This is a genomic window from Tardiphaga robiniae (assembly GCF_001618955.1).
Taxonomy (GTDB): Bacteria; Pseudomonadota; Alphaproteobacteria; order Rhizobiales; family Xanthobacteraceae; genus Tardiphaga; species Tardiphaga robiniae_A.
This window is the reverse complement of sequence record NZ_LVYV01000045.1, coordinates 230,070-255,999: the sequence shown is the minus strand read 5'-3', so window position 1 is coordinate 255,999 and position 25,930 is coordinate 230,070. Positions and strand designations below refer to the sequence as shown.

Here is a 25,930-nt window from a genome sequence, read left to right as displayed (position 1 = left end):
TCAATGCGTGGGCATCTGCGCGACTGCCAGCATCGCTGCGACATAGCCGTACGGTCCGAGACCGCAGATCACAGCGGTGGCAGCCTGCGAGAGCACAGAATGGCGATGATACTTGTCGCGCGCGTGGATGTTCGAAATGTGCAGCTCCACGATCGGTCCCTCGAACGCCTTCATGGCGTCCAGCATGGCGATCGAGGTGAACGAATAGCCCGCGGGATTGATGATGATGGCGTCGGCATCCTGACGGGCCGACTGGATGAGGTCGACCAATACGCCTTCGTGGTTCGACTGGTGGAACGACAGAGCCAGCCTCAATTCTTTGGCCTGTTCCTCGCAGCTGGCCTTGATCTGGTCGAGCGTGGTGGTTCCGTAGATATGCGGCTCCCGCACGCCGAGCAGGTTGAGATTGGGACCGTTCAGGATCATCACGCGTTTCATTATCGAACTTCCTTCTAGCCGCCGAGCCACTTCGCCGGCACCATCACGAGCGACGGAAACAGCGTCAGCAGCGCCAGCACCACCAATTGTGCGATCATGAACGGCCAGACGCCGCGCATGATCTCGTCCATGCTCACCTTCGCCACGCCGCACACCACATTGAGCACCACGCCGACAGGCGGCGTGATCAGTCCGATCGCGTTGTTGATGATGAACAGCACCCCGAAATAGACCGGGTCTATGCCGGCCTCGCGGACGATCGGCATCAACACCGGTGTAAGGATCAGGATGGTCGGCGTCATGTCGAGTGCGGTGCCGACGATAACGACGATGATCATCAACACGATCATGAGCAGCGTCTGGTTGCCCATAAAGGGGCGGGCCAGCTCGACGATCTGGCCGGAGATTTCGGCCACTGTGATCAGCCACGACGACACCAGCGCCGCGGCGACCAGAAACATCACCACGGCGGTGATCTGTGCCGAGCTGATCAGGATGTTCATCAGCTGCGCCAGCGTCAGCTCGCGATAGACGAACGTTGCCACGATGAAGGAGTAGACCGCAACAACGACGGCCGCCTCAGTCGGCGTGAAGATGCCGAAGCGGAGGCCGACGATGATGATCATCGGCAGCATCAAGGCCCAGAAGCCGTCGATCAGCGCGCGAAAGATCTGCGCCAGGCTCTGGCGCGGCGGACTCACCGAGTTCTCGTTGCGTGCAACCCACCACCAGGCAAAGCACAGGCTGCCACCGAGCATCAGGCCCGGCACCACGCCGGCGAGAAACAGTTTTGAGATGGAAACGCCGGCGGCAACGCCGAAGATCACGAATCCGATCGAAGGCGGGATTACCGGCGCGATGATGCCGCCGGCGGCGACGAGGCCGGCTGCGGAGGCGCGGTTATGCCCGGCCGCAACCATCATCGGGACCAGCAATGCGCCGAGCGCGGCGGCGTCGGCAACGGCAGACCCGGACAGCGATGCCAGGATGCAGGAGGTCAGGATCGCGACATAGCCGAGGCCGCCGCGCAGATGGCCGACAAGAGCGATGGCGAAGTTCAGGATGCGGCGGGCGAGGCCACCGGTGTTCATGATCTCGCCGGCCAGGATGAAAAACGGTACCGCCATCAGCGGGAAGGAATCGACGCCATTGATGACGTTCTGCGCGATGATCTGGGAGTCGAATATATCCAGATAGGTCATCAGCGCGACGCCGCAGATGATCAGGGCGAATGCGATCGGCATGCCGATGGCCATCGCGCCGAGCAGCGAGAACGTGAAGATGCTGATGGTCATCGGCGGTCGTTCCCGTTGGCGTGAGACGACGTTGCCGGGACCTGTTCCTCGGACTCGCTGATGGCGATCAGCTCCGATGTGGCGAGTTGGCCGGTGAGCAGGCGATAGAGGTCATGCAGCAGGATCGGGATTGAGGCGACGCCGAAGACGAGACCTGCGGCGTAGAACAGGCCGACGGAGAGACCGGAGGCGGGCGCTGTCGTGTCCCAGTTCAGCACCGTCTGTTTCCACGAGCCTTCGGTGAGCAATACAGAAGCGTAGAGCATCAGCGCGTGACTGAGTGCGTAGCAGATCTTGCGGCCCATCGGCGACAGCAGCTTCACGAAACTGTCGACGCCGAGATGGGCGTGTTCGCGGAGGCCGACGATGGCGCCGAGGAACACCATCCAGACAAACAGCCAGCGCGACAGTTCCTCGGAGATGGCGATGCCGGAGTTGAAGACATAACGCAGCACGACATTGCCAAAGACGAGGACCACCATGGTCGCCAGAAGGACGGCCATGGTGAGCTTGATCGTCCAGAAATAGGCATCCACGATCCTGCGCGTCGCAGGGAAAGAAGTAGGAAGCATTGGGCGCTTTCGCATATGAGCGTGGGATCGTCCGTTAGTTGGTCGTCGGACAGTACGAAGCTCAGTCCTTGTGAACGCGCTCAAGTTCACTGTTGAACAGCTTGACGATCTCCTGATCGTAGTCGGCGGAGAATTTTGCCGCGATCGGCTTGGTCTTGTCGCGCATCTTCGCAAGCTCGGTCGGAGCGATGGCGTTCACTTCCATGCCCTTCGTCTTCAGCTCCTCGATCGCTGCGGTGGCCTGTTCGCGACTGACCTTGCGCTGATAGTCGCGGGCCTCGTTGGCGGCATCCTGCAGGATCTTCTGCTCGTCCTTGGACAACTTGTCCCAGAACACCTTGCTGACCAGGATGATGTTGGTCGAATAGGTGTGGTTGGTGACGCTGAGATATTTCTGCACCTCATAGAACTTGTTCGACAGGATCACCGAGAACGGATTTTCCTGGCCGTCCACCGTGCGTGTTTCCAGCGCGGTGTAGAGCTCGGAGAAGCTCATCGGCACCGGATTGGCGTTGAACGCCTTGAAGGTCTCGAGATAGACCGGGTTCGGGATCACGCGGATCTTGATGCCGTCGAGGTCTTCGCCCTTGGTGATCGGGCGGCGGCTGTTGGTGACGTTGCGGAAGCCGAGATCCCAGTAGCCCAGACCGATCAGACCCTTCTCCGGCAGCTTGGCAAGCAGGGCTGAACCCAACGGGCCATCGAGCAGTGCGTCGGCCTGTGTCGGCGTCGAGACGATGAACGGGAAATCGATCAGCCCGTAATCCTTGACGATGCCGACCAGCGAAGTCGTCGCTGGCGACTGCATCTCCTGCGTGCCGGCGCGCAGTGCGGATTGCTGCTGCATCTCGGAGCCGAGCTGGTTGGCGGGATATTCGCGCACCTTCATCTTGCCGCCGCTCTTGGCCGCAACGAGTTCGGTGAACTTCTGCACGCCCTTGCTGACGGGATGATCGGTGTTGTTGAGATGACCCCAGCGGATCGTGCGCTCCTGCACCTGTGCGGATGTAGGGCCGCCCGCGATGGCGAGGGTGGCGGCGATGGCGGCAAGCCAGACGGCGGACTTCGAGTGTACGGACATGTTGAAGCTCCCTTGGATGGTATTTTTACTTCTTGGCGCCACCGTCATCTACGATAAAACAAAAATCAACCTATATTTTATATTATCTATGATGATTTGTGTCTGAGGCGCGGGGTGATGTATGGTGGCGCAACGCGACCATTCCTCGTCACCAGGACCTTTCATGCTGGATACCCCCATTGCGGATCGCGCCGGAGAGACCGTCGGCGACAGCGCCTATCGGCGCATCCGCAACGACGTGATTTTCGGCACTCTCGAGCCCGGCCAGAAGCTGAAGCTGGAAAAGATGAGCGTCGCCTATGGCACCAGCGTCTCGACGCTGCGCGAGACGCTGAACCGTTTGTGCTCGGAAGGCTTCGTCGTCGCCGAAGGCCAGCGCGGCTTCGAGGTTACGTCGATCTCGGCAACCGAATTCCAGCAGATCGCCGAATTGCGCGAACTGCTGGAAGGCCATGCCATCGAGCAGTCTTTCAAATCAGGCGATCTCGACTGGGAGGCGCTGGTTGTCTCCGCGCATCACAAACTATCCGCCATGGAAAAGGCCATGCTGGCCGGCGACAAGTCGAAGACCGAGGCCTGGAAACAGTGCGACTGGCAATTTCACCGCGCGCTGATCGCGGCTTGCGGATCGCAGGTGCTGCTCGATGCGCTGTCAGCGGCCTACGACAAATATCTGCGCTATCAGATGCTGGCTGTGGTATTTCGCGGCGAGGTCGCTGCGGTCGAGCATCGCGAACTGATGAACGCCGCGCTGGCACGGGATTCCGCGAAGGCGCGAAAACTGCTGCACACCCACATCCATGACTGCGTGAAGCATGCGCTTGGCAATTCGGACTGGCTGAGACCGGCTCCGTCGCGGCAGCAGACCATCCAGCAGCGCAGAAAACCGAAAACCTAGAATGGCTCGTCGCTGGGAGTCCGTTTCTTCTTTCTTCCCGGACGTTCCCAGACGACGCCTGGAAAGCCCTTGAGCGGAACCAGCGGTTCGCCGGTGTAGGTCCACTCCTGCAACTCCTCGATTCCGATATGATAAAGCGGCTGTCGGCCGGTGCGGCTGCCGAACAGCGCGCGGGGAATGTTGACCATATGCGGCGAGCGGGCGCGCTCGTAAAACACCGGCGTGCCGCATTGTGTGCAGAAGCTTCGCGCGCTGCCTGATGCAGTGTCTTCGAAGCGCGTAATTCCGGTCGCTCCCTTCGTGATATGAAAACGTTTGCGCCAGCTTCCGACATAAGTCGCATAGGCCGCGCCATGGGCGCGTCGCGTCGCGCGCGTATGATCGTGCCAGGCCCAGCGGGCGGGGAAATCGATTTCGAATTGGACCGTACCGCAAAGGCATTGGCCCTTCACCGCTGCGCCGGTTGCGATCGCCTCCGGTTTTTTCATCGTGATCGCTCCTCGGGCGCCGCGAGCGTTAGCCCAACCCTTTCAGCCAATTGCCGATCTCGTGCAGCGCCGTATTCGCCTTGGGCAGGATCTTGCCCATGGTGATGAAGCCGTGAAACTGGCCGGGATAGGTTTTGTATTCCACGGCCACGCCCGCGTCGGACAGGCGCTTGGCATATTCATCGCCTTCGTCGCGCAGCGGATCGGCGCCGGCGGTCATGACATAGGCCGGCGGCAGGCCCGCGAGCTTGTCCATGCGGGCAGGCGAGGCGCGCCAGTTGTCGACGTCGGCCTTGCCCGTGAGATAGTGGTCGGCGAACCAGCGGATGACATTGTGCGTCAACAGGCAGCTGGTTTCCGGCTCGCTGTGGGAGGGATGGCTCATGCGGAAGTCGGTGGCGGGATAGATCAGCAACTGGCCGGCGAGTTTCGGTCCGCGATTATCGCGCGCGTCGATGGCGACGATCGCGGCGAGATTGCCTCCGGCACTGTCACCGCCGACGCTGATCCTGTTGGCATCGACATTGAGCTGCGCGGCATTGTCGGAGATCCAGCGCGTTGCGGCGATGGCGTCGTCGATGGCGGCGGGAAATTTGTGCTCGGGCGCGAGGCGATAGTCGACCGAGATGACGATCATCTCGCCTTCATAGGCGAGAATGCGACACACCACGTCATGGGAGTCGAGATCGCCGATCACCCAGCCGCCGCCATGGAAGAACACCAGGCACGGCGACATGCCGTCCTTTTTGCGCAGGGTCTTCGGCGTGTAGACGCGCACAGGAATAGCGCCGGCCGGGCCCGGCACCGTCATGGAGGTCACCGACGCCAGTTCCGGCGGTTCGGGATTGGCGACCGGGCGCGCTTTCAAATACCACTCGCGCGCCTCCTGCGGCGAGATCGTCTCATAGGGTGGTCGCCCGGCATCGCGGAAGACGTTGAGAACGGCAGCGGCATCGGGATCGAGAACAACGGGCATGTGATCTGCTCTTGGTTTTTGGATGTTTAGGCGGAGGTGCGACCGCCATCGACGGTGTAGGCGGAGCCGGTGACGTAGCTCGCATCGTCTGAGGCCAGGAAGGCCACGATCGGTGCGACTTCCCTGGCGAGACCGAGCCGGCGCTGCGGCACGCGATCGACAACCTTCTCTACTGGGGCAGGCGCGCCGCGGCCGACGCGTGCGTCCACGATCGCACTCAGCATGCGACTGTCGATCAGGCCGGGGCAAACGCAGTTCACGCGCACATTGGTGCCGGTGCATTCCTGCGCCGCGCTCTTGGTGAGGCCGATCACGGCGTGTTTGCTGGCGCTGTAGACGGCGACTTCGGCCGAGCCGATCACGCCGGCGATGGACGCGGTGTTGATGATCGAGCCCTTGTTGGCCTTCAGCATCACTGGCAGCACGTGCTTCATGCCGAGAAAGACGCCGACCACATTGACGTCGAGCACTCGCCGGAAGTCGGTGAGCGACATCTTCACGATGGGCGTGATCGTGCCCTCGATCCCGGCATTGTTGTAGAAGATGTCGATGGTGCCGAAGCGCTTCACGGCGGCGGCGACATAGCCGATGACGTCTTCCTCGCTGGTGACGTCGGCGGTGAGCGCCAGTGCTTCGGCGGAAGCGGGGAGTTCTGCGACGGCGCGTTTCAAGGCGCCGGCATCGCGATCCACCGCGACGATTTTGGCGCCGCGCGCCGCCAGCAACTGGATGGTCTCGGTGCCGATCACCCCGGCCGCGCCGGTGACGACGGCAATTCGGCCGTCCAGACGGATTCCGTCAGTCATCTTGAACGTTCTCCCCATGCTCCGGTTTGTTCCGGATTGATGGCCGGTCGCGCATCGCGCGCCTGCCTGATGTGGACTATTTCACGGGGAGAATGACCTGACCAGTCGGGCGGTATGGGGAGCAGGGTGCCCTTTCGCCGCCGCATTCGGCGTGTTAACCGGAGGCGATTACGCGGCCATTCTCCTACAATGTCGCGAGCCTGATTCTCGATTGAGCCGCGCCGCATGTTGCGAACCCTGACCATTGCCGGATTTGCGGCCCTTCTGGCCGCCACCTCACTGTCGCCTGCACCTGTGCAGGCGCAGTTCGGTCCGCTGTTCGGCGATCCGCCGCCGCGCCCGCCGGGCGCTGTGCCGCGTGGCCAGCAACCCCCGCCGCCCATGGACGACGAGGAAGAGGTGCCGGAACTGCCGCAGGGCCGCCTGCTGCCGACACGTCCCGGCATGGGCGCACCGCCGCCTGGGGCCGTCCAGTCGCAGCCGCTTGCGCCGCCGCCGGGCAGCAACACCACCATCGTTCCGCAGAATGCGCCGGGGCAGGGACAGGCCCAGCAGCCGGCCGCGCCAGGGCAGCAACAGCCCGGCGTCGCCAACGCGCCGCCTGCCGCCACTCCCGGTGGCCGTCAGCCACCGAAGGTGGCGCCGCCGACGCCTGCCACGCTGCAGCCCGGCGATGAGGTCGTCACCGAGCCGCCGGCGCAGAAGATCGTCAACAAGAAGGCCAGCTTCTCGGGTCTCGACAAGATCACCGGCCGCATCATCAATTTCGACGCTGACATTGGCGAGACTGTGCAGTTCGGTGCGCTGCGGGTGAAGACGGACGCCTGCTACACGCGTCCGGCCACTGAGGCCGCGAATACAGACGCCTTCGTCGAGGTCGACGAAATCACCCTGCAGGGCGAAGTGAAGCGCATCTTCTCCGGCTGGATGTTTGCGGCCAGTCCGGGCCTGCACGGCGTCGAGCATCCGATCTACGATATCTGGCTGACCGATTGTAAGCAGCCGGAAGCCACGGTTGCGACGACACAACCCGAAGCGCCACGCGCTCCGCCGCCGGCTCAGAAGCGCGCCCCGCCGAAGCAGCAGCCGCGTGCCCAGCAGCAGCCCCTGCAGCCGCCACCGGGCTTCCCGGCGTTCCGGCAGTAAGCGTTACGGCGCGTCTTAAGAGGCGCCGTTCCGTCCTGCGATGATGTCCAGCATCGTTGCACCCCTCAGCGGGAAATCCGTCGGCAGTTTGTCGAACTCTGCGATGCCATCGAGCGATGCGTCGAGCAGCTTACGATAACGGGCGCGTGGCACTTCCCGTGCGCCGAAGCTCAGCAGGTGATCGGTGACATATTGGGTGTCGAGCAGCTTGAAATCGCCGGCGATCAGCCGCGCGACAAGATGCACCAGCGCCACTTTCGAGGCGTCGCGCGCATGATGAAACATGCTCTCGCCGAAGAAGGCACGGCCGAGCGAGACGCCATAGAGCCCACCGGCCAAAGTATCGTCCTGCCAGACCTCGACGCTGTGGGCATGGCCCATCTCGTGCAACTCGCCATAGAGGTCGCGAATCCGCGTGTTGATCCAGGTGTCCTCGCGGCCCGGCTTCGGCGCGGCGCATTCGGCCATCACGCGCTTGAAGGCGGTGTTGACGGTCACGGTGAAAACGTCGGAGCGCACCGTGCGGGCGAGGCGCGAACTGATGCGAAACCCATCCAGCGGAATGACGCCGCGCTGCTCGGGCTCGACCCAGAACAGGCCGGGATCGTCGGCGCTTTCCGACATCGGGAAGATGCCGCAGGCATAGGCGCGCAGCAGCAGTTCGGGCGTGACCTCGGACGAGGCAGAGTCGCGTGAGCTCATGCGGCCAGCATAGCAGGCGGAGGCGGCGCGGGCGACGGTCTCGGCGCTGAGCAGGCGCTGAGCGGATTGAGGCACGAACCAAGCAATGCTTATGCCCGGCATTTGGCTTACTTATTGGATCGGTCCTGGCCGCGCAGGCCACACTGACGCCAACGCGGGCTGATCAATCTGGAACCGCTCAACAACCGGCCTGGCGCGCCCGATTGTTGCTTGATTGTTCGGGCGACGGGCATAGTTATCAGGATGCAGGCAGGGAGCCTGTTCACCATGACGAATATCGTGACAATCGACGGCAAGGCATCGACCAGAACGACAACGCCTCATCGCGTGGTCGTTGTCGGCGCTGGCTTCGGCGGCCTGGAGACTGTGTATCGGCTGACCGGTGCCGATGTCAGCATCACCATTGTCGATCGCCGCAACCATCATCTGTTTCAGCCGTTGTTGTATCAGGTCGCGACCGCGTCGCTGGCGACGTCCGAGATCGCCTGGCCTATCCGTTATCTGTTGCGTGGACGCAAGGATGTGACGACACTGCTCGGCACCGTGACGGGCGTGGATGCGGCGGCGCGCCGGGTATTGCTCGATGACGGGCAGACGCTGCCCTATGACACGCTGGTGCTCGCCACGGGTGCCGGCCATGCCTATTTCGGCCATGATGAATGGGAGCCGTTCGCGCCGGGCCTCAAGACGCTGGAAGATGCCACGACCATCCGTCGCCGTATCCTGACAGCCTTCGAGCGTGCCGAACGCGAGAGCGATCCCGTGAAGCGTGCAGCGCTGCTCACCTTCGTGATCATCGGCGCCGGGCCGACCGGTGTCGAACTCGCCGGTACGATCGCCGAACTGGCGCGCGTGACGTTGCCGGAGGACTTCCGCAATATCGATACGCGCGAGACCCGCGTGGTACTGATCGAAGCGGGATCGCGGGTGCTTGCGGGGTTTCCCGAAGAACTGTCTGCCTATGCGCAACGCTCGCTAGAGAAGCTCGGCGTCGAAGTCGCGCTCGGACATGCCGTGTCGGATTGCAACATCGATGGCGTTGTCTATGGCGACAAGGCACTCGGCGCCAGGACGATCATCTGGGCGGCAGGCGTGCGCGCGTCGCCGGCTGCCGAATGGCTGAATGTGGCCGCCGATCGTGCCGGACGTCTGCAGGTCAACCCGGATCTTACAGTGCCGGGTCATCCCGAGATATTTGCTGTCGGTGACACCGTGACCATTGCTGCACCTGATGGCAAGCCGGTACCTGGCATTGCCCCGGCAGCAAAGCAGGAAGGGCGCTATGTGGCGTCAGCAATCAAACAACGTTTGCGTGGTCAGACGCCCGCACCGTTTCGCTATTCGCACGACGGCAGTCTCGCACAGATCGGCAAGAAGCTCGCCGTGATCGACTTCGGACGCATCAGGCTGCGCGGCGCGCTGGCGTGGTGGATCTGGGGCATCGCCCATATCTACTTCCTGATCGGGCTGCGTAATCGTCTTGCGGTTGCGATCAACTGGCTGTGGATCCACACGCTGGATCAGCGCGGCGCGCGGCTAATCACGCAGGGGCGTGCCGTAGTCGACAGCCAATCCGTGCCGTCGCATAGCGGCGAGGAGAAGCGCGTCAGTTCGGCGCGCTGAAATCCCGGGACGATTGCCAGGGTGGCTTGGCAAAAAAGACGCCATGGATGCCGCCAAGCGTGGGCGGCGGCTGATCCAGCGTGAGAGCGTCGCCTGACTGTACGCACCGGCGAGCTACGCGCACGTAATGTGCCGATGACCGGCTGTGGCAGCTTCACGCATGATCTGTCCTCGGCTTGCTCCCCATGCGGTGAAGAATACCATCCGATAGACGAGCATTTCCTGCCGCTCCATGTCGCGTTCGGGGCTGCCGGCGCAACGCCGTGCGTGACCCGGCTGCATGCCAGCGCGACGTTTGTTGCGGATGCGAAAGGCAAGAGAGGCGCGCTCTAAGATGGTGATACATGCGGCGCAGATCGCGTTGGCGGTTGCTCGCCGGGCAACAACTGGTGTTACGTTGCCGGACGTATTGTCGCAGGTACGGCGGCTCGGCTCGCCGGAGGAGATGCTGTGTCGCTGAGCTGGAAGAAGATTGCACCTCTCGCTGTCTGGCTGGTGCTCTACGTCACCCCAATCCCAGCGGGGCTTGTCGCCAATCAGTGGCACTATTTTGCCGTTTTCGCTGCGGTGATTACCGGCCTAATCCTGGAATCTATGCCTGTTGGCGCGGTCGGTCTGATCGGTCTGACCTTTGCGGGCGTGATGGGATATGTCGAACATGATCCTAACAAGTCGCTGCGCTGGATGTTGAGCGGATTCTCCGAAAGCACGGTGTGGCTGATCGTCGGCGCCTTCGTATTCTCGATCGGCTATCGCAAGAGCGGCCTTGGCAGGCGTCTGGCATTGCTGCTGGTTCGCGGCCTCGGGCGCAACACGGTGGGACTGGGTTACGCCGTTGCGCTGTCCGATCTTGTTCTCGCGCCGGCGACGCCATCTAACACCGCGCGCAGTGGCGGCACGGTCTATCCGATTGTCAGCAACATCCCGAAGATCTACGGATCGGAGCCGGGTCCGACAGCCGGCAGGATCGGAACCTACGTGATGTGGACCGCATTCGCGGCGACCGCGGTGACGAGTTCGATGTTCCTCACCGCGCTTGCGCCCAATGCGGCTGCACTGAGCATCGCCAAGAAGATCGTGAACGTGGACGTTGGCTGGTCACAGTGGTTCATCGGCTTCGCGCCGCTCGGCGTGCCGCTGATTTTGCTTCTGCCACTGCTGAGCTACGCTATTTGCCGACCGGAGGTGAAAGAAAGCCCGGAGATCGTGGCGTGGAGCGCGAGCGAACTCGCATCGATGGGGGCGTTGTCGCGCAGTGAATGGATCATGGCCGGACTGGTCGTGCTTGCGATGTTCCTGTGGATCACCGGATCCAATCCCGACATCTCGCTGCCTGGCCTCGGTTCGAACTTCATCAATGCGACCATGGTGGTGTTCGTTGTGATCTCGCTGATGCTCGTCACCGGCGTCATCACGTTTTCCGACATCATCGCCGAGAAAGCAGCGTGGGAGGTGTTTTTCTACTTCACATCGCTGCTGACGCTGTCATCCGGCCTCAACGACATCGGCTTCATCAAATGGGCTGCCGCCGGCCTGGCGGCTCCGCTCGCCACATTCAGCCCGACCATCGCGATGATCCTGCTGGTCTCGATCTTCTTCTGGATCCACTATTTTTTCTCGAGCATTACGGCGCACGCGGCGGCGATGCTGCCTGTCGTGCTGGCGGTGGGGTCGAGCATTCCCGGAATCCCGATGTCGACTCTGACATTGCTCTGCATCTATTCGCTTGGCCTGATGGGCGTGATCTCGCCCTATGCCACCGGACCAGCGCCGATGTATTTTAGCAGCGGCTATATCGGCAAGGCCGACTTCTGGAAGTTCGGCCTGATCTTCGGGCTGATCTATTTCACCGGCTTGCTGCTGGTCGTGATGCCTTGGCTGCTGATGATCAACTGAGCCACTGTCCAAGGAAGCGTCGCGTGGTGGGAGGCGCCGCTTTTTGCTACGCCTCGTTACCTGGTGCCGTAAGCACGGTCACCGGCGTCACCGAGACCCGGCTCGATATAGGCGTGGTCGTTCAGCCGATCATCGATCGCCGCGGTCCAGATCGGGACGTCCGGATGATAGCCGCGCAGACGTTCAATGCCTTCCGGCGCTGCCAGCAGGCAAACGAAGCGGATATCCTTGGCGCCGCGCTCCTTGATGCGATCGATGGCAGCCACCGCCGTATTCGCCGTGGCCAGCATCGGATCGATCACGATGACGAGGCGTTCGTCGAGATTGGTCGGCGCCTTGAAGAAGTATTCCACGGCCACAAATGTTTCGGGATCGCGGTACAGGCCGATATGCGCGATACGCGCTGACGGGACGAGGCCGATCATGCCTTCGACGAAAGAGAGGCCCGCGCGAAGGATCGGTGCGAAGACTAGCTTCTTGCCGGCGATTTCCTTGCCGGTCATCTTCATGATCGGCGTTTCGATCTCAACATCGGTGAGCGGAAGGTCGCGCGTCACCTCGTAGCACAGCAGCATGCCGATTTCGTTGAGCAGTTCGCGAAAGCCCTTGGTCGAGCGGTTCTTGTCGCGGATCAGCGTCAGCTTGTGCTGCACCAGCGGGTGATTAACGATCGTGACGCCGTCCATGAACCTCATCCGTTGCGAGAGTGTAAAACCGTCTTTGAGCTAGAACACCGTACCGTCGCTGATGACCTTCACCGGCGGCGAATGATCCTCGCGGCGCTCGCGCGCGAGGATGCGACCGGCGGCCCATGTGCCTCCTTCGAGCACCTTGGCCAGCGGCAGCGACGTCGCGTCGAGCTTCAGTCTTTGTCGCAGGCCGCCGGCGACGCGGTCAAGTAGCGCCACGGTCAGTGCCCGCCATTCCACCACCAGCGGCGACGATACGTCGTGCTCACGCGTGGCGTCAGCGGGATCGCGGAATTTCAAGACGCCACCATCAACGAAAAGGCCACCATTGCGATATTCGGCCAATCCCGTGAGGCCGTCGATATCGATCACATCGATGCCTGCTGTCTGCAGTGGTTCGATCAGCGAATAGGCCAGCCATTGCGACAGCTTGTGCAGGGGCACAAGGCCGCTCGTCGCATCCGAGGTCGTCATCGCTGGATGCTTCCAGCAATCACCGAGTGCGATGCCGTCCAGCGTCAGCCGTGACGGCCAGATCGGGCCGAGTTGCAGCAGCAGTTCCGAGAGGATGGTGGGGGCGGGCAGGCGGCCATTGTCAGCCAGCGAGGCCAGGCGATCGAACAATCCGCCGGGCCGCGGCGTATCCTTCGTGCCGAACACATCGGGCTTCGACGCTACGTGTTCGCCAAGCCGGCGCAGCAGATCGGCACGGCCGTCGATGCCGACCATTGGATTGGTGTCGGAGACCTGCATGCCGCGCTTGAGATCGTTGACGTCGAGCTCTGCGAGCTTGCTGGCATCGGCGCGCAGTGGCTGCGCGGGATCGGCAGAGAACGTGCCGCTGGCGAACATCGCGAGGCTCGCGAGACCGAGACCTTCGGAACGGCCGATGGCCGCGCCGGTTTGGGGATCGGTATAGCGCCAGGTCGGACCGGCCCCCGCGTCGAGGAACACACTGGTGATGGCGAGATCGAATTCCGCGCGCCCGCGTGCTGCGCGATCAGGCCATGAAATGCCACCCGCGACGTCGGCCCAGCGATTGTCGCCGGCATTGACGAAGTGACGCCAGCGCGAATGGAACGGGACGTTGAGCGACGGATAGGAGGCGCGCGTCGTGTCCAGCACCAGGTTGATCACGTCGTCCATGCGCGTGAGATCGATGCGGAAGTTCGGCAGCTTGTCGTCGAGGCCGAGGGTCAGCATGCGTTGCGCACGGGTGCGCACGGCGTGAGCTGACAGCAAGGAGAGGGCGGCAGAGGCTTCCGGGGTCTGGGGATTCACTGCTGATATCTCAATACTTCTCAAGCCCGCGACCGACGGAGTCGATCAGATCCTGCGGTGTCACCGGGTCCGGCGTAAAGTAGCCGGCCGCCTTCTTGGCGGCGATCTCCACATGCGCATCGGCCGGGATCATGTCGTCGGGAATCGGCACGCGTTCCACGATCTCGACGCCCTGGCTGGTCAGCGCATCATGCTTCATGTCGCTCATGGAAATGAAGCGATCGATCCGCTTGAGGCCAAGCCAGTGCACGACGTCCGGCATCAACTGCTGGAAGCGCGCGTCCTGCACGCCGGCGACGCATTCGGTGCGTTCAAAATATTGCGCAGCGGCGTCGCCGCCTTCCTGACGCTTGCGCGCATTGTAGACCAGAAACTTGGTGACCTCGCCGAGCGCGCGGCCTTCCTTGCGGTTGTAGATGATGATGCCGAGCCCGCCGGATTGCCCGGCGCGTGCGCATTCCTCGATTCCGTGAATGAGATAGGGGCGACAGGTGCAGATATCGGAGCCGAACACGTCGGAGCCGTTGCACTCGTCATGGACGCGGCAGGTGATCTTGGTCGTGTGATCCGGCAGCTTGCTGACGTCGCCGAACAGATAGGCGGTAGTCCCGCCGATGGGCGGCAGGAACACCTGCAGGTCAGGCCGCGTGACGAGTTCGGGAAACATGCCGGCGGTCTGTTCGAACAGCTGGCGGCGCAGATTGTTCTCGCTGGTATCAAAGCGTTTGGCGAGACCGGGCAGATACCACACGGGATCGATGGCAATCTTGACGACGGAGACGCTGCCATTGGCATGCACGACGTCGCCGTCGTATTTGAGGCGACCGCCAGCGATCGCGGCCTGCAGCTCGGGCAGATCGAGCCGCGCCTTGGTGATCGCAATGCTCGGGCGGATATCGATGCCTTCGGCGATCTCGGGCGCAAAGTTCTCGGCAACGAGATGACCCCAGGGATCGAGCGAGACGATCTTCTCGGGATCGGTCCATTGTCCGAAAGGCCCGACGATAGCAGCAGGATGGGTGTTTGTGAGGTCGGGACGCTTCAGCGGATCAAGCGCGCCAGATGAGACCGCGAGCGCGCGATAGACCGAATAGGAGCCGCCATGGGTGCCAATGACGTTGCGGTCCTGCGGGCGGGAAACGGTGCCAATGATCGGCCCGCGTTCGCGTGCGGAGGCTGCGCCCCACTGGATCGGGAAGTGATGCTTGGCGCCCGGCGCAGGATGCGACGTCAGGCGAATATGATCGATCCGGTTGGAACGGCTCATCGCAAAGGCCTCCTAAAATGGCAACGGCCCGCCTGAAAGGACGGGCCTTATTGCTAAGGAAGCAACTAACTATAACTATCTCTCAAACAAATGCAACAGGGCGAAAGATGCGGTAGCCGGCACGGGATGTCCCACAAGCTTCGCCGCCCCCAATATGCGCCCGTTGCCGACAATTTCAGCGCATTCGGGCCTTGTGTCACGCGATCGTCACGGCGAGCATACGCTTCATCAACCATGTTGGAGTGCCTGATATGCGCGCCGTTCTGGATCATTGCAGCGATGGCGTGAAGCACAGCGTTGCAGCGGGCGATACGATCATCCGGGAAGGACAGACCAGCGGGCATTTGTTCGTGCTGATCGAAGGGCAGCTCGATATCGTCAAGGGCGACACTGTGGTTGCGAGTTTGACCGAACCCGGTGCTGTGGTGGGTGAAATGTCGGTGCTCCTCGAGCAGCCGCACACGGCCACGGTACGTGCTGCCACTGATACATCGGTTTACGAATTTGAGAATGCGAACGATTTCCTGCGGGACCACCCGACCGTCGCGCTGATGATCGCGCGGTTGCTTGCGCAACGTCTCAATGTGGCGACGAGCTATCTCGCTGATATCAAGCAGCAGTATGCCGGCCACGGGACGCATCTGTCGATGGTCGGTGAACTCCTGGAGAACATGGTCAACCTGTCGCCGACGAAGGTGTCGCCGGGTTCTGATCGACACTCGGATCGTCAAGGCGATCCAAGGATCTGAGCCATGGCGGTGCGGTCTTGATCGGCAACGCCGGACGCTGCAGCGGAGCGTTCAGATCGATATGGTCAGCGCCTTCCGCCGATAGCCAGAACGCTGTGCCGTCATCGAGGTCGAGCACGATGTAAGTCGGTGGTCGACCGAACTGGCGGCCGGCATTGAACACCCAGGTCTCACCAATCCGATCGTACCATGAGCCGTCTTTGACAAACGGAGATTCATGCACATGGCCTGAGATCACCATCCCGGGCCGATGCGCCTCGATCCATTGCACCAGTTCGACATCGCCGAAGTAACGCTTGCCGCCCCAGCTCGTCGGTGAGTTGGTTGGCGGCGCGTGATGCACCCAGATCCAGCGCCGGGCACGCTCGGTGGCCGCTGCCTGCAACTGTTGCTCGATACGCTGGCGGACAAGCGGTCCATCCCACCACGGACATACTGTAAAGAGCGTGTCGCCAATGATCAGGCTGTCGCCGTCACAGGCTATACCGAGGGCCCGGGCATCGCCAACCCATCGCGCGATCTTCTCGCCCTCGGCATTACGTTCGTCGAGATCGTGATTGCCCGAACACAGGATCACTTTCGTATTCACGGCGAGCAAAGCGAGATACTTCTTAACCACCAGAATTTGTGCACGGAAATCCACGACTGATGCGATGTCGAGCGCATCGCCGGCAAAGATCACGAGGTCGAATTGTGCTGCGACGCTGAGCAGCCAGTCGAACTGGGGCAGCGAATAATGCAAATCGGCCACGACGAGGCAGCGCATATGAAATCCGGGGGCCGGAAATGAAGTAAAATATCGATAGACTGAAGGATGCAGTTTAGGCCCGCAATGGAACCGCGCAAGACGAGCTGGTGCGGCATATTTGTGCAGCACGACGGCCGAAAGCTCGCGCGTTTCTGAGTTCGCGCGCGATGGCCACTGTCGATGGCGACGGCATGCAGTGATTATCGAGTAATTGTTTGATTAACAATGAGCAATTATAGGTAGTGCCTCATTGAGCAGCTGAAGGAGCGAAACCGTGGTGGCAGCCAATGCGAACGGTGCCAACGTTGTCCCCGATCCTCATAACCGCTTGTCGCGTGTCGCGAAGGACGTGTTGGTTTCGGCAATCCTGACCTTTGCGTTGTCATCAGTGCTGTGGGGATTTCTGGGGGCTTTCCATGGCCCATCGCTGTGGTTGCTCGTGCCTTTCGGCAGGATCATTCCGTTGCTGATCTTTGGCATACCAGCCTCGATCGTCGTATACGGATTGGTCAAACTCCGCCTCGGCTTCGTGCTCGGTCCGCTGTTGCTTGCCGGCGTCGTCGTGACCGCTACACATGTTTCAGTCACCGCTGCCCTGACGGCCGTGAACGCCTACGCAACATCGGGCCTCGACCCACCAAGCCGTCCTCATGTCGTGCTCGGCTTCGAAGGAAGCGCGGATTGCGATGTCGCCTGCGTTCGTATTCTGGCGACATCGACCCACACGCTCGCGTTTAGACGAGATACGACGAAGGAGTGGAGACTGTATCGGCGCGGCACGGGCGATGAGTGCGAAACCGCGGATCGATGGCCCAGCAAACTTGAATTTCTTCGGGCGGGTTTCTTGAATAGTTGCGCGACGGACAGGCCTGTTCCCGAGCTTTCCGACGCGCTAATAATCCGCGAGCGCCTCACCTCTGGCCGCTTAACTGTATTGCCGAGGCTATTCCACGGTGTGATCCATGAGATCAGCGAACGCATGGATGGGCGAGAGCGGCTGCTGGGTCGGATGGTTCGCGGGACTATCAGGTTTCCAGTTCCCGATGCCGTCGCGATTCTCGCATTCGGAGGAGAAATGTCGATTAGTGCGGGGCAGACGATCGACATCAAGACCTTCCTATCGGCTGCCACTGGTATCCCTGAGGCGGAGCTCTACGCTTTCCACGCGTTTCCGCCCGCGACCATCATGGACGATCTCGAGCGCTTCTTCGATCGCCCGCAAGTTTCCAATCTTGCCATAAATGCGTGGGCACGTATCGCCTTCACCAACTCCAAAGATCATGCCGACGTCCTGAAACCGCGTATCGATCGCTTGCTCGCAAGCGGGAGTGCAAACCGCATTGCGGCTGGACTCGCAGCATTGTTCGGCTTTCCAGAGGTGGATCGGCATTTTGCGAGGGACCGCATCATCGAACTCGCATTCAACCCATTGGTGGATGCACCTGAAGCTCTCTTGCCGAGCCCGTTGAAGGGGCACCTCGTGCAAATCGACGACTTTCCAGATGCGATAAGGCAACGGGCAAGAGCGTTTTTCGTTGGCGAGCCGGCGCTCGGCCGGGGGCGTGTGGAATTGTTATTCATGATCATGGTGCGGGGCGGAGATGCGATGCGGCGTAACGCCATCGACACGTTGTTTGAGCTGCAAGGAAGCCGGTTTGAAGACGCGGTATTTGCAATTGGATATGGCGGAAGCGATGTGTGGGCACGAAGCATGCCAACACGGTGGACCGTGAGTGACGTGCAACGTCTGATGGGGCGGATGGCGGATGTTCCGAATGAACGTCTGAGCGGCTATGTCGGCGCGTTTCGTCCCTCGGGAATTTCAGCCGAACAGAAGCGGGTCCTCGTCGATCACGTGCGTGAACGCTTGCGCATTGCGGAAGCATCGGCAGCCCGCCGCGATACCGACATCACGTCGCTCCGGCAGTTGGTCGAGACTGTTCAGAATACCAACGCGTCCTGATAGTCAGTCCGCGGCGCGCCTAGCCCGCAGCGCTCACGGGCGGCTTTGCTGCCGGCTTGGTCACGGCACAGAAGCGCAGGACGATGCGCGTGCCGCTATGGTCGGGATCGCGCTCGACGGAAGCTTCGAGCTTGCTGGCCATGGCATTGACGATGCGCTGGCCCATGCCGGTGGAGCGCGGATCGACCTTCACATTGAGGCCGACGCCATCGTCGGTGATCGACAGTTCGAGCTGGTCACCCTGCGCGGTGAGCACGACATGGATCGGGCCGGCGCCGTCGGGATAGGCGTATTTGACGGCGTTCATCACCAGCTCATTGACGATGATGCCGATAGCCACGGCGCGGTCCGGATCGATCTCGACGGATTCGGCCTTCAACGTAAGGCGCGACATCCGGTTGCCTTCGGCGGAACGACGAAGATCTTCCAGCAGCGCTTCGAGATACTGATTGAGCAGCACGCTGTTGAGGTCGTGCGAGGTGTACAGCCGGCGATGGACCTGCGCCACGGCGGCGACACGGCCCATGGCATTGGTCAGCGCCACCTTGACGTGATCTTCGCTGGTTGAATTGGCCTGCAGATGGAGCAGCGAAGCGATGATCTGCAATGAGTTACCAACGCGGTGATTGACTTCGCGCAGTAGCACTTCGCGCTCGGCCGCGAGGGCCGCATAGCGGTCGCGTGACGCGTGGACTTCGGCTTCGGCGTCGTCGCGTGCCTTCGATATCAGGGCCTGTTTGATGGCGGTTGTGCAGGCGACATGCAGCAGCGGCAGGAAGTCGCCCTGGGTGTCCTTCACCAGATAGTCGGCGGCACCCGCCTTGAGGGCGGTGACGGCGATCTTGCTGTCCTGCGACGCCGTGACGAACACCACAGGGGGCGGCGAGGGCAGCTTCTGAATCTGCTCAAGCGTTTCCAGCCCGTCGAGGCCCGGCATGTACTGATCGAGCGCGATGACGTCGATGCCACCCTGCTTGATCCGCTCGATGCCCTTTTCGCCGTTGTCGCAATGCTCGACGCCAAAGCCCTGCCGCGTCAGGCCGCGCGACACCAGCCGCGCAAGTCCTGCGTCGTCGTCGATATACAGCAGCGTAGGCGTCGTCGCAGATGTCATGTGGACGCTTGCGGAACCTGAATGACGGAGAAAAACAGACCGAGTTGGCGGATCGCGTTGGCGAAGCTCTCGTAGTTCACAGGTTTGGTGATGTAGACGTTACAGCCCAATTCGTAGCAGCGTTTGATTTCCTGCGCGTCGTCGGTGGTGGTGAGGACCACGACGGGCGCGCATTTGAGAAATTCGTTCTCTTTGACACGCTTCAGGATATCGATCCCGGTCATGTCGGGCAGATTGAGGTCGAGCAGGAGCAGCAGCGCTTCGCCCTTGTGATCGAGGCCAGTGCTATCCTTGCCGAACAGATAGTTGACGGCGTCTGTACCGTTGGTGAACGGGATGATCTCATTATTGACACCCGAGCGCCTGATATTGCGTTCGATCAGACGGGCGTGACCCTCGTCATCCTCGATCATAATGATGGTGACTGGCTTGCTCATGTTTGTTTATCCCGGTTATGCCCCGTCCATCTGGCCGGCAGCGTGACGGTGAAGTTGCTGCCGTTGCCGAGTTCCGATGACACCGACATGGTGCCACCCATTCGTCGCACCAAAGCGCGCACATGGGCCAGTCCGATGCCCTGGCCCGGCTTGTCCTGTGTACCCGCACGGCGGAAAAGATCAAAGATGCGCTGATGGTCCCGGGGATCTATGCCGCGACCGTTGTCGATGATCTCGAAGATCGCAAAGCCCATCTTGGTGCGGCCCTTGACGAGGATATCACCGGGGATGCCGGGCTTGAGATATTTCAGCGCATTGTCGATCAGGTTGCCGAAGATCTGTTCCATTGCGAGGCGATCACTCTCGATGCTTGGCAATGGCTCGATGCGGATCTGGGTTTCGGTCTCGGCTGCCTGATGCGCCACGGTGGAAGCAATGCCTTCGATGAGTTCGCGGGTGTCGATCTTCACCGGCTTGAACTCCCGCCGGCCCTCGCGGGTCAGATTGAGAATGGCGCTGATCAAGCGATCCATCTTCCCGATCGACGACTTGATGAAGCCGAGCGCTTCGGTGAAATCGGCGGAGAGTTGCTTGTCCTGTTCGGGCAGCGCCGGCTCCGGCAATTCGCCGTTCACATCGGGCACGACGGGCTCTGCATTGGCGAGCGTCGCGATACGTTTGAAGATGTCGCCGCGCAGCTCCTCAAGTTCGCTGGTGAAGCCCATGATGTTGACCAGCGGCGAGCGCAGGTCGTGGCTGACGATATAGGAGAAGCGCTGCAGCTCTTCGTTGGCCTCGCGCAGGTCGGCGGTGCGTTCCTCAACGGCGGCTTCGAGGTTGATGTTGCTGTCGCGCAAACTGGCCTCGGCCTCATCGCGGGCGTTTGACGAGCGGCGCACGAGGAAGATCGACAGCGCCGCCAGGAGCACCACCAAGCCGGAGCCGGCCACGGTGACCCATGAGGCCCATTGCTGGCTCTGGTCCGCCGTTCGGGTCCGTTCGACGAACAGGCGGCCTTCCTCGGCGCGCATGGCGCGGGTGACGTTGGCAATGTCCTGCACTGCCTGATTGGCATCGCCGCGGCGCAGGATCTCGATGCTCGACTGCACGTCGTTGTTCTTGATACGATTGACGCCGTTGGCGAATTCCGCCAGTCGCTGTTCGACAGCCTTGCGCAGTTTGGGGCCGTTTTCGACCTGCACCGGATTATCGCTCGTCAGCGCGACCAGCTTGTTGACCGCGGGCAGGATAGTGGCCGACGAGGTCTCGTACTCGGTCAGGAACTGCGAACCGCCGGATAGCAGATAGGCCCGGGTGGCGCTTTCGGTACGGCGGATTTCCAACAGCAGGTTCGATATCTGGTTCTGGACTTCGACGGTGTGGACAACCCACCTGGAATCGTCGCGCGCCTGGTTCACCAGGATGACGGAGGCCGCGCTGATGGCGGCAAGCACGAGCAATCCCGCCAAGAGCAGCAGGATTTGCCAGAGCGCTCGCCTCCGGGCGGCGTCAGCGGTCACGTAATACTCGCTTGGATTGCAGACTGAACTTCAATATGGCCCCCGCCGCCGTACGTCTCCCGGCAGCACAAAAAACGCGGATCGAGGCGATTGGTTCCAGACTGATCCCAAATGTTTCAGGTCTTGGGAGCCTTGCCGGCCAGATACTGCTCCAGCCAGTGGATGTGGTAGTCGCCCTCGATAATGTCGCTTTCCCGGGCCAGGGCCCGGAACAGCGGCAGGGTCGTCTCGACGCCGTCCACTACGATCTCGTCCAAGGCCCGTCGCAGTCGCATCAGGCATTCCGGCCGGTTCTTGCCGTGGACGATCAGCTTGCCCACCAGCGAGTCGTAATAAGGCGGGATCTTGTAACCCTGATAGACCGCTGAATCGATGCGGACGCCGAGGCCGCCGGGGGCGTGATACTGGGTGATCGTGCCGGGCGAGGGCCGGAAGGTCTCCGGGTTCTCGGCATTGATACGGCACTCGATGGAATGGCCGATGATGTTGACCTCATCCTGAGTGCAGGGCAGGTCGCCGCCGGCGGCGATGCGGATCTGCTCCAGCACAAGATCGATGTCGGTAATCATCTCGGTGACGGGATGCTCGACCTGGATGCGGGTGTTCATCTCGATGAAATAGAACTCACCGTCCTCGTAGAGGAATTCGATGGTGCCGACGCCGAGATACTGCATGTCCTGCATCGCCTTGGCGCAGATGCCGCCGATCCTGGCGCGCGCTTCCGGTGACAGGATCGGCGAGGGGCCTTCCTCCCAGACCTTCTGGTGCCGGCGCTGCAGCGAGCAGTCGCGTTCGCCGAGATGCAGCGCACCGCCACGGCCATCGCCCAGCACCTGGATTTCGATGTGGCGCGGCTTCTGCAGGTACTTTTCGAGATAGACCGACGCATCGCCGAAAGCCGCCTTGGCTTCGGTTGCAGCGGTCGAGAGCGCCATCAGCAGATCGGCTTCGGTCTGCGCGACCTTCATGCCGCGGCCGCCGCCGCCGGCGGCTGCCTTGACGAGGACCGGGAAACCGATCTCGCGGGCGATCGCTATGGCATCGTCTTCGGGGCCGACGCCGCCGTCGGAGCCGGGTACCACGGGAATGCCAAGCCGCTTGGCGGTCTTCTTGGCTTCGATCTTGTCGCCCATCAGGCGGATGTGCTCGGCCTTGGGGCCGATGAACTTTAGATTATGGTCGGCGAGGATCTCGGCGAACCGCGCATTCTCGGACAGGAAGCCGTAGCCGGGATGCACCGCATCTGCGCCGGTGATCTCGCAGGCGGCGAGTAATGAGGGGACGTTGAGATAGCTGTCTTTCGACGCCGGTGGGCCGATGCAGACGCTCTCGTCGGCAAGGCGCACATGCATGGCGTCGGCGTCCGCAGTCGAATGCACGGCCACGGTCGCGATGCCAAGCTCCTTGCAGGCCCGCAGGATGCGCAATGCGATCTCGCCGCGGTTGGCGATCAGGATTTTCTCGAACATGGCGTTCCGAAGTCAGAGGACGTTGTGGTGTTACTCGATGATGACGAGCGCTTCGCCGTATTCGACCGGCGAACCGTCTTCGACCAGGATCTGCGTCACAGTGCCGGCACGCGGCGCCGGGATCTGGTTCATGGTCTTCATCGCCTCGATGATGAGCAGCGTCTGGCCGGCAGCAACCTTGGTGCCGACTTCGACGAAGGCCGGCTTGCCGGGCTCCGGGGCACGGTAGACGGTGCCGACCATCGGCGAGGGCACAGCGCCCGGATGCTTGGCCATGTCGGCGACCGGCGCGGTAGCCGCCGCGACCGGCGCGGGGGCGGCGACAGGCGCCGGCGCGTAGGCGGGTACGGCGGCAGCGACGCTGATGTTACGCGCGACGCGCACGCGCAGACCGGCGCGCTCGACTTCGATCTCGGTGAGGTTGGTTTCATCCAGCAGCAGCGCCAGTTCGCGGATCATGCCGCTATCGTTGCTGGCTTTCGGCGTTGCGTTCTGCGTGTCGTCAGGCTTGCGGGCCATGGGCAATCCAATGTCTGAAGTGAAAGACGAATAAAGAGCGAAGCGGGCGCGTCACGCGATGGCGTTGGCACCGATTTTGGCGGCGAGGCCGCTGATGGCAAGGCGATAGCCTTCGATGCCGAAGCCGCAGAGGCTGGCAAAGGCCGCCTTGGCGATGAAGGAATGGTGGCGGAAACTTTCGCGGGTGTAGACGTTGCTGACATGCACTTCCACGGTGGGAATGCGCACGCCGACAATGGCGTCGTGCAAGGCGATCGAGGTGTGCGAGTATGCGCCACCGTTGATCACGATGCCGACCACGTGTTTCTCGCGGGCCTGATGGATGTAACCGATCAACTCGCCTTCGCTGTTGGACTGCCGGCAATCTGCGGTCAGGCCATATTGCGCGGCGGCGGCTGCGCAGAGCTTTTCGACATCGGCCAAAGTCGCGTGGCCATAGGTCTCCGGCTCGCGGATTCCGAGCAGGTTGAGGTTGGGGCCGTTGAGCACGTAGATGGTGTTGGTCGTGGTGTTGGCCATCGGACATCCCGGGCGTATCAGCAATGGGCGCGGGCGGGCGCCGTTCTGCCGGGGGTTATAGGTAACCAAACCGCTGAGGGGAAGCCTCTAGACCCCCGGTTCCCCCAGCCAAATACCTCACCCAATTCATAAAAAGCCCGATGTAACCTATGGAAAGTGCTTATTAACCAAGGTTAAAGCCACTGACGCCATTTCCGGCAATCTGCCGGCTCACGACAGGGGCGGAGCGTGCCGGATAGCAAACGGGCGGACCCTTTCGAGCCCGCCCGGGTGTCACATCAGATGCGCCGCCTTAGGCATCGAGGACTGCGACGATCTCGAGTGTCCGCGGGTTCACGACGATAATCTCGTTGCGAACCAGGAAGAACTCATAGCCGCGCCAATCCGGATAGACGGTGATGATCTCGGCCGGAAGCGGGTGGAAGCGAACTTCACGCGGCACGCGGGTGCCGACCGAGATCGAGAAGTTCACATTGGTCACCGGCTGGATGTTCTGCTGCTTGATGACCGTGGTGACCTTGGTGCGCTGCTCGGTGGTGAGCTTGGCGCCCGCGCCGGCCTGACCGGTGGTGGTGGTTGACTTGGTCTCCGTCGATGTCGACTTGGTGTCGGCACCCGACTTGGAATCGGTCGACTTGGAATCGGCCTTCATGTCCTTGCCGGCCTTTTCGTTGTCGCGGGTCGAGTCGGTCGCACGCTTGTCGTCACGCTGCATCTTGTCGTCGGACTGTGTAGACTTCACCGCCGGCTTCTGCTCGGACTTGTTGGTGGTGTCGGTCGCTTCGTCCTTGTTGACAGGCGCACTGCGTTCCGTCGGCGCAGCGCGGTCCGCAGAGGCACCGCCTGCGGGCGCACTCGTTGCGCCGCTACGCGCAGCACCGCCCGCCGGTGCTTCACGGGTCATTCCGGCACCTCCGGCGCCACCACCCGACGTTGCGGCTCCTGCGCCGCCGGGATTTTGCGCGCTAGCGAAACCCGAACCTGCAATCAGTGCAGCGGCGGCGACGCTCATCAATAAACGGTTGTTCATCTTGGTTCTCCTCGCGATGCATTGCCCGCCGTACAACGACACTGGTGGAGGGATGTTCCTGAGAAATGTAGTTCCATTGCTTTTGTTATGAGCATACGTCACGCCGCGTCAGGGCTTGACCTTCGTCTTGTAGACTTCATCGCCGTTGTCATCGATGACAACGACCTTCCGGTCACGGTCGCCTGCTATATCAACCGCGATTTGATGAGCAATATTCTTGGCCACATCCTTGGCCTGCGTGTCGTCGCTACAGTCCAGACCTACGGGGTCCTCAAGCCGGAAACCATCGACAATCTCGAAATGATATTTTGGCATTGCTCTTTCTCCTCCTCCAAAAAGGGCAATCCACCACCGTTGGGGATGTTCCTAAGTCGGAAATGGAATGAAGAAGGTCTCAGCCGGAACGAAATGGCAGCACGTGCATTGCACCATCGAATAAGGAAAATGCAATACCAGCCTTTGTGGAGATGATCGTTCAGAAGATCGCGGATGCGGCGCCGATCGAGAATTCAGTGTCCGATTTTGTCGCCGGCGTGCTGGAGAATACAGCAAACAAGCTGTCGCGCTTTGAGCAGCGCCCGGATGACGGCGAGACGGCAGTCGAGGACATCGCGTAACTATCGTTATAACATTTTCAGGTTTCAAAGAGGCCGGCTGTTACGCAGCCGGCCTTTTCACTATGCGTTCGATACTATGCGTGCGAC

Annotated in this window: 27 protein-coding genes; 7 read left to right on the top strand and 20 right to left on the bottom strand. The window is 61.7% G+C overall.

Features of this window, described 5'->3' with window-relative positions; translation table 11 throughout:
- From aroQ (A4A58_RS23670) to A4A58_RS23655, 4 genes are all read right to left on the bottom strand, one after another.
- Window positions 1-438, bottom strand: coding sequence for a type II 3-dehydroquinate dehydratase (aroQ, locus tag A4A58_RS23670; RefSeq protein ID WP_068736735.1), 438 nt, complete (start codon window positions 436-438; stop codon window positions 1-3).
- 14 nt (window positions 439-452) lie between these two features.
- Window positions 453-1,733 (bottom strand): TRAP transporter large permease subunit, encoded by a 1,281-nt coding sequence (locus A4A58_RS23665; RefSeq protein ID WP_068736733.1) that lies wholly within the window; start codon window positions 1,731-1,733, stop codon window positions 453-455.
- A complete protein-coding gene (locus tag A4A58_RS23660) occupies window positions 1,730-2,305 on the bottom strand; it encodes a TRAP transporter small permease (protein ID WP_068736731.1) in 576 nt (191 codons plus the stop codon). The genes A4A58_RS23665 and A4A58_RS23660 overlap by 4 nt, the downstream gene beginning before the upstream one ends.
- Window positions 2,306-2,366: 61 nt before the next feature.
- Window positions 2,367-3,386 carry a TRAP transporter substrate-binding protein gene (locus A4A58_RS23655; protein ID WP_068736729.1) on the bottom strand — a complete coding sequence of 340 codons (1,020 nt, stop codon included), beginning with the start codon at window positions 3,384-3,386 and terminating at the stop codon, window positions 2,367-2,369.
- Between the two features lie 163 nt (window positions 3,387-3,549).
- On the opposite strand from A4A58_RS23655, the gene A4A58_RS23650 reads away from it, so the two are divergent.
- A complete protein-coding gene (locus A4A58_RS23650) occupies window positions 3,550-4,284 on the top strand; it encodes a GntR family transcriptional regulator (protein ID WP_068736727.1) in 735 nt (244 codons plus the stop codon).
- Here A4A58_RS23650 and A4A58_RS23645 read toward each other — a convergent pair.
- From A4A58_RS23645 to A4A58_RS23635, 3 genes are read right to left on the bottom strand one after another with little or no spacing between them, the layout of a single operon-like run.
- A complete protein-coding gene (locus A4A58_RS23645; protein ID WP_068736725.1) occupies window positions 4,281-4,772 on the bottom strand; it encodes a GFA family protein in 492 nt (163 codons plus the stop codon). The two genes, A4A58_RS23650 and A4A58_RS23645, sit on opposite strands and share 4 nt — an antisense overlap.
- A gap of 28 nt (window positions 4,773-4,800) precedes the next feature.
- Window positions 4,801-5,748, bottom strand: coding sequence for an alpha/beta hydrolase (locus tag A4A58_RS23640; protein ID WP_068736723.1), 948 nt, complete (start codon window positions 5,746-5,748; stop codon window positions 4,801-4,803).
- Window positions 5,749-5,774: 26 nt separating this feature from the next.
- Window positions 5,775-6,554 carry an SDR family NAD(P)-dependent oxidoreductase gene (locus tag A4A58_RS23635; protein ID WP_068736721.1) on the bottom strand — a complete coding sequence of 260 codons (780 nt, stop codon included), beginning with the start codon at window positions 6,552-6,554 and terminating at the stop codon, window positions 5,775-5,777.
- A gap of 225 nt (window positions 6,555-6,779) precedes the next feature.
- Here A4A58_RS23635 and A4A58_RS23630 point away from each other — a divergent pair, with 225 nt between their 5' ends.
- A complete protein-coding gene (locus A4A58_RS23630) occupies window positions 6,780-7,700 on the top strand; it encodes a DUF2155 domain-containing protein (RefSeq protein WP_068736719.1) in 921 nt (306 codons plus the stop codon).
- A 15-nt stretch (window positions 7,701-7,715) separates the two neighbouring features.
- On the opposite strand, the gene aat is transcribed toward A4A58_RS23630, so the two are convergent.
- A complete protein-coding gene (gene aat / locus A4A58_RS23625) occupies window positions 7,716-8,402 on the bottom strand; it encodes a leucyl/phenylalanyl-tRNA--protein transferase (protein WP_068736926.1) in 687 nt (228 codons plus the stop codon).
- A 267-nt stretch (window positions 8,403-8,669) separates the two neighbouring features.
- On the opposite strand from aat, the gene A4A58_RS23620 reads away from it, so the two are divergent.
- A complete protein-coding gene (locus A4A58_RS23620) occupies window positions 8,670-10,025 on the top strand; it encodes an NAD(P)/FAD-dependent oxidoreductase (RefSeq protein WP_068736924.1) in 1,356 nt (451 codons plus the stop codon).
- Window positions 10,026-10,475: 450 nt separating this feature from the next.
- Window positions 10,476-11,921, top strand: a complete 1,446-nt coding sequence (locus A4A58_RS23610; protein WP_068736715.1) for a DASS family sodium-coupled anion symporter — start codon at window positions 10,476-10,478, stop codon at window positions 11,919-11,921.
- Between the two features lie 56 nt (window positions 11,922-11,977).
- On the opposite strand, the gene upp is transcribed toward A4A58_RS23610, so the two are convergent.
- Genes upp through A4A58_RS23595 form a run of 3 tightly spaced genes read right to left on the bottom strand, consistent with a single transcriptional unit; the run spans window position 11,978 to window position 15,158 of the window.
- Window positions 11,978-12,607 (bottom strand): uracil phosphoribosyltransferase, encoded by a 630-nt coding sequence (gene upp / locus A4A58_RS23605; protein WP_068736713.1) that lies wholly within the window; start codon window positions 12,605-12,607, stop codon window positions 11,978-11,980.
- Window positions 12,608-12,646: 39 nt separating this feature from the next.
- Window positions 12,647-13,891, bottom strand: a complete 1,245-nt coding sequence (locus A4A58_RS23600; protein WP_068736711.1) for a URC4/urg3 family protein — start codon at window positions 13,889-13,891, stop codon at window positions 12,647-12,649.
- Between the two features lie 10 nt (window positions 13,892-13,901).
- Window positions 13,902-15,158 carry a GTP cyclohydrolase II gene (locus tag A4A58_RS23595; protein WP_068736706.1) on the bottom strand — a complete coding sequence of 419 codons (1,257 nt, stop codon included), beginning with the start codon at window positions 15,156-15,158 and terminating at the stop codon, window positions 13,902-13,904.
- Window positions 15,159-15,409: 251 nt separating this feature from the next.
- Here A4A58_RS23595 and A4A58_RS23590 point away from each other — a divergent pair, with 251 nt between their 5' ends.
- Window positions 15,410-15,907 carry a Crp/Fnr family transcriptional regulator gene (locus tag A4A58_RS23590; protein ID WP_068736704.1) on the top strand — a complete coding sequence of 166 codons (498 nt, stop codon included), beginning with the start codon at window positions 15,410-15,412 and terminating at the stop codon, window positions 15,905-15,907.
- On the opposite strand, the gene A4A58_RS23585 is transcribed toward A4A58_RS23590, so the two are convergent.
- A complete protein-coding gene (locus tag A4A58_RS23585) occupies window positions 15,834-16,673 on the bottom strand; it encodes a metallophosphoesterase family protein (RefSeq protein ID WP_068736702.1) in 840 nt (279 codons plus the stop codon). The two genes, A4A58_RS23590 and A4A58_RS23585, sit on opposite strands and share 74 nt — an antisense overlap.
- A gap of 256 nt (window positions 16,674-16,929) precedes the next feature.
- On the opposite strand from A4A58_RS23585, the gene A4A58_RS23580 reads away from it, so the two are divergent.
- On the top strand, window positions 16,930-18,618 hold the full coding sequence (locus tag A4A58_RS23580; RefSeq protein WP_139069925.1) for a hypothetical protein: 1,689 nt from the start codon (window positions 16,930-16,932) through the stop codon (window positions 18,616-18,618).
- Between the two features lie 19 nt (window positions 18,619-18,637).
- Here A4A58_RS23580 and A4A58_RS23575 read toward each other — a convergent pair whose 3' ends face one another.
- From A4A58_RS23575 to A4A58_RS23540, 8 genes are all read right to left on the bottom strand, one after another.
- The gene (locus A4A58_RS23575) at window positions 18,638-19,732 is read right to left on the bottom strand and encodes a response regulator (RefSeq protein ID WP_068736698.1); all 1,095 of its coding nucleotides are present in this window, start codon (window positions 19,730-19,732) and stop codon (window positions 18,638-18,640) included.
- Complete coding sequence (locus A4A58_RS23570) at window positions 19,729-20,169, bottom strand: response regulator (RefSeq protein WP_068736696.1); 441 nt, start codon at window positions 20,167-20,169, stop codon at window positions 19,729-19,731. The genes A4A58_RS23575 and A4A58_RS23570 overlap by 4 nt, the downstream gene beginning before the upstream one ends.
- Window positions 20,166-21,689, bottom strand: a complete 1,524-nt coding sequence (locus A4A58_RS23565) for a sensor histidine kinase (RefSeq protein WP_068736695.1) — start codon at window positions 21,687-21,689, stop codon at window positions 20,166-20,168. The genes A4A58_RS23570 and A4A58_RS23565 overlap by 4 nt, the downstream gene beginning before the upstream one ends.
- Before the next feature lie 116 nt (window positions 21,690-21,805).
- A complete protein-coding gene (accC, locus tag A4A58_RS23560) occupies window positions 21,806-23,158 on the bottom strand; it encodes an acetyl-CoA carboxylase biotin carboxylase subunit (RefSeq protein WP_068736693.1) in 1,353 nt (450 codons plus the stop codon).
- A 30-nt stretch (window positions 23,159-23,188) separates the two neighbouring features.
- Complete coding sequence (gene accB, locus A4A58_RS23555; RefSeq protein WP_068736690.1) at window positions 23,189-23,677, bottom strand: acetyl-CoA carboxylase biotin carboxyl carrier protein; 489 nt, start codon at window positions 23,675-23,677, stop codon at window positions 23,189-23,191.
- A gap of 51 nt (window positions 23,678-23,728) precedes the next feature.
- A complete protein-coding gene (gene aroQ, locus A4A58_RS23550) occupies window positions 23,729-24,196 on the bottom strand; it encodes a type II 3-dehydroquinate dehydratase (RefSeq protein ID WP_068736688.1) in 468 nt (155 codons plus the stop codon).
- A 292-nt stretch (window positions 24,197-24,488) separates the two neighbouring features.
- A complete protein-coding gene (locus A4A58_RS23545) occupies window positions 24,489-25,226 on the bottom strand; it encodes a DUF1236 domain-containing protein (RefSeq protein ID WP_068736685.1) in 738 nt (245 codons plus the stop codon).
- A 108-nt stretch (window positions 25,227-25,334) separates the two neighbouring features.
- Window positions 25,335-25,541, bottom strand: coding sequence for a DUF6894 family protein (locus A4A58_RS23540; RefSeq protein WP_068736683.1), 207 nt, complete (start codon window positions 25,539-25,541; stop codon window positions 25,335-25,337).
- Window positions 25,542-25,687: 146 nt separating this feature from the next.
- On the opposite strand from A4A58_RS23540, the gene A4A58_RS30935 reads away from it, so the two are divergent.
- The gene (locus A4A58_RS30935) at window positions 25,688-25,843 is read left to right on the top strand and encodes a hypothetical protein (RefSeq protein WP_204378201.1); all 156 of its coding nucleotides are present in this window, start codon (window positions 25,688-25,690) and stop codon (window positions 25,841-25,843) included.
- The last annotated feature ends 87 nt before the right edge of the window (window positions 25,844-25,930 follow it).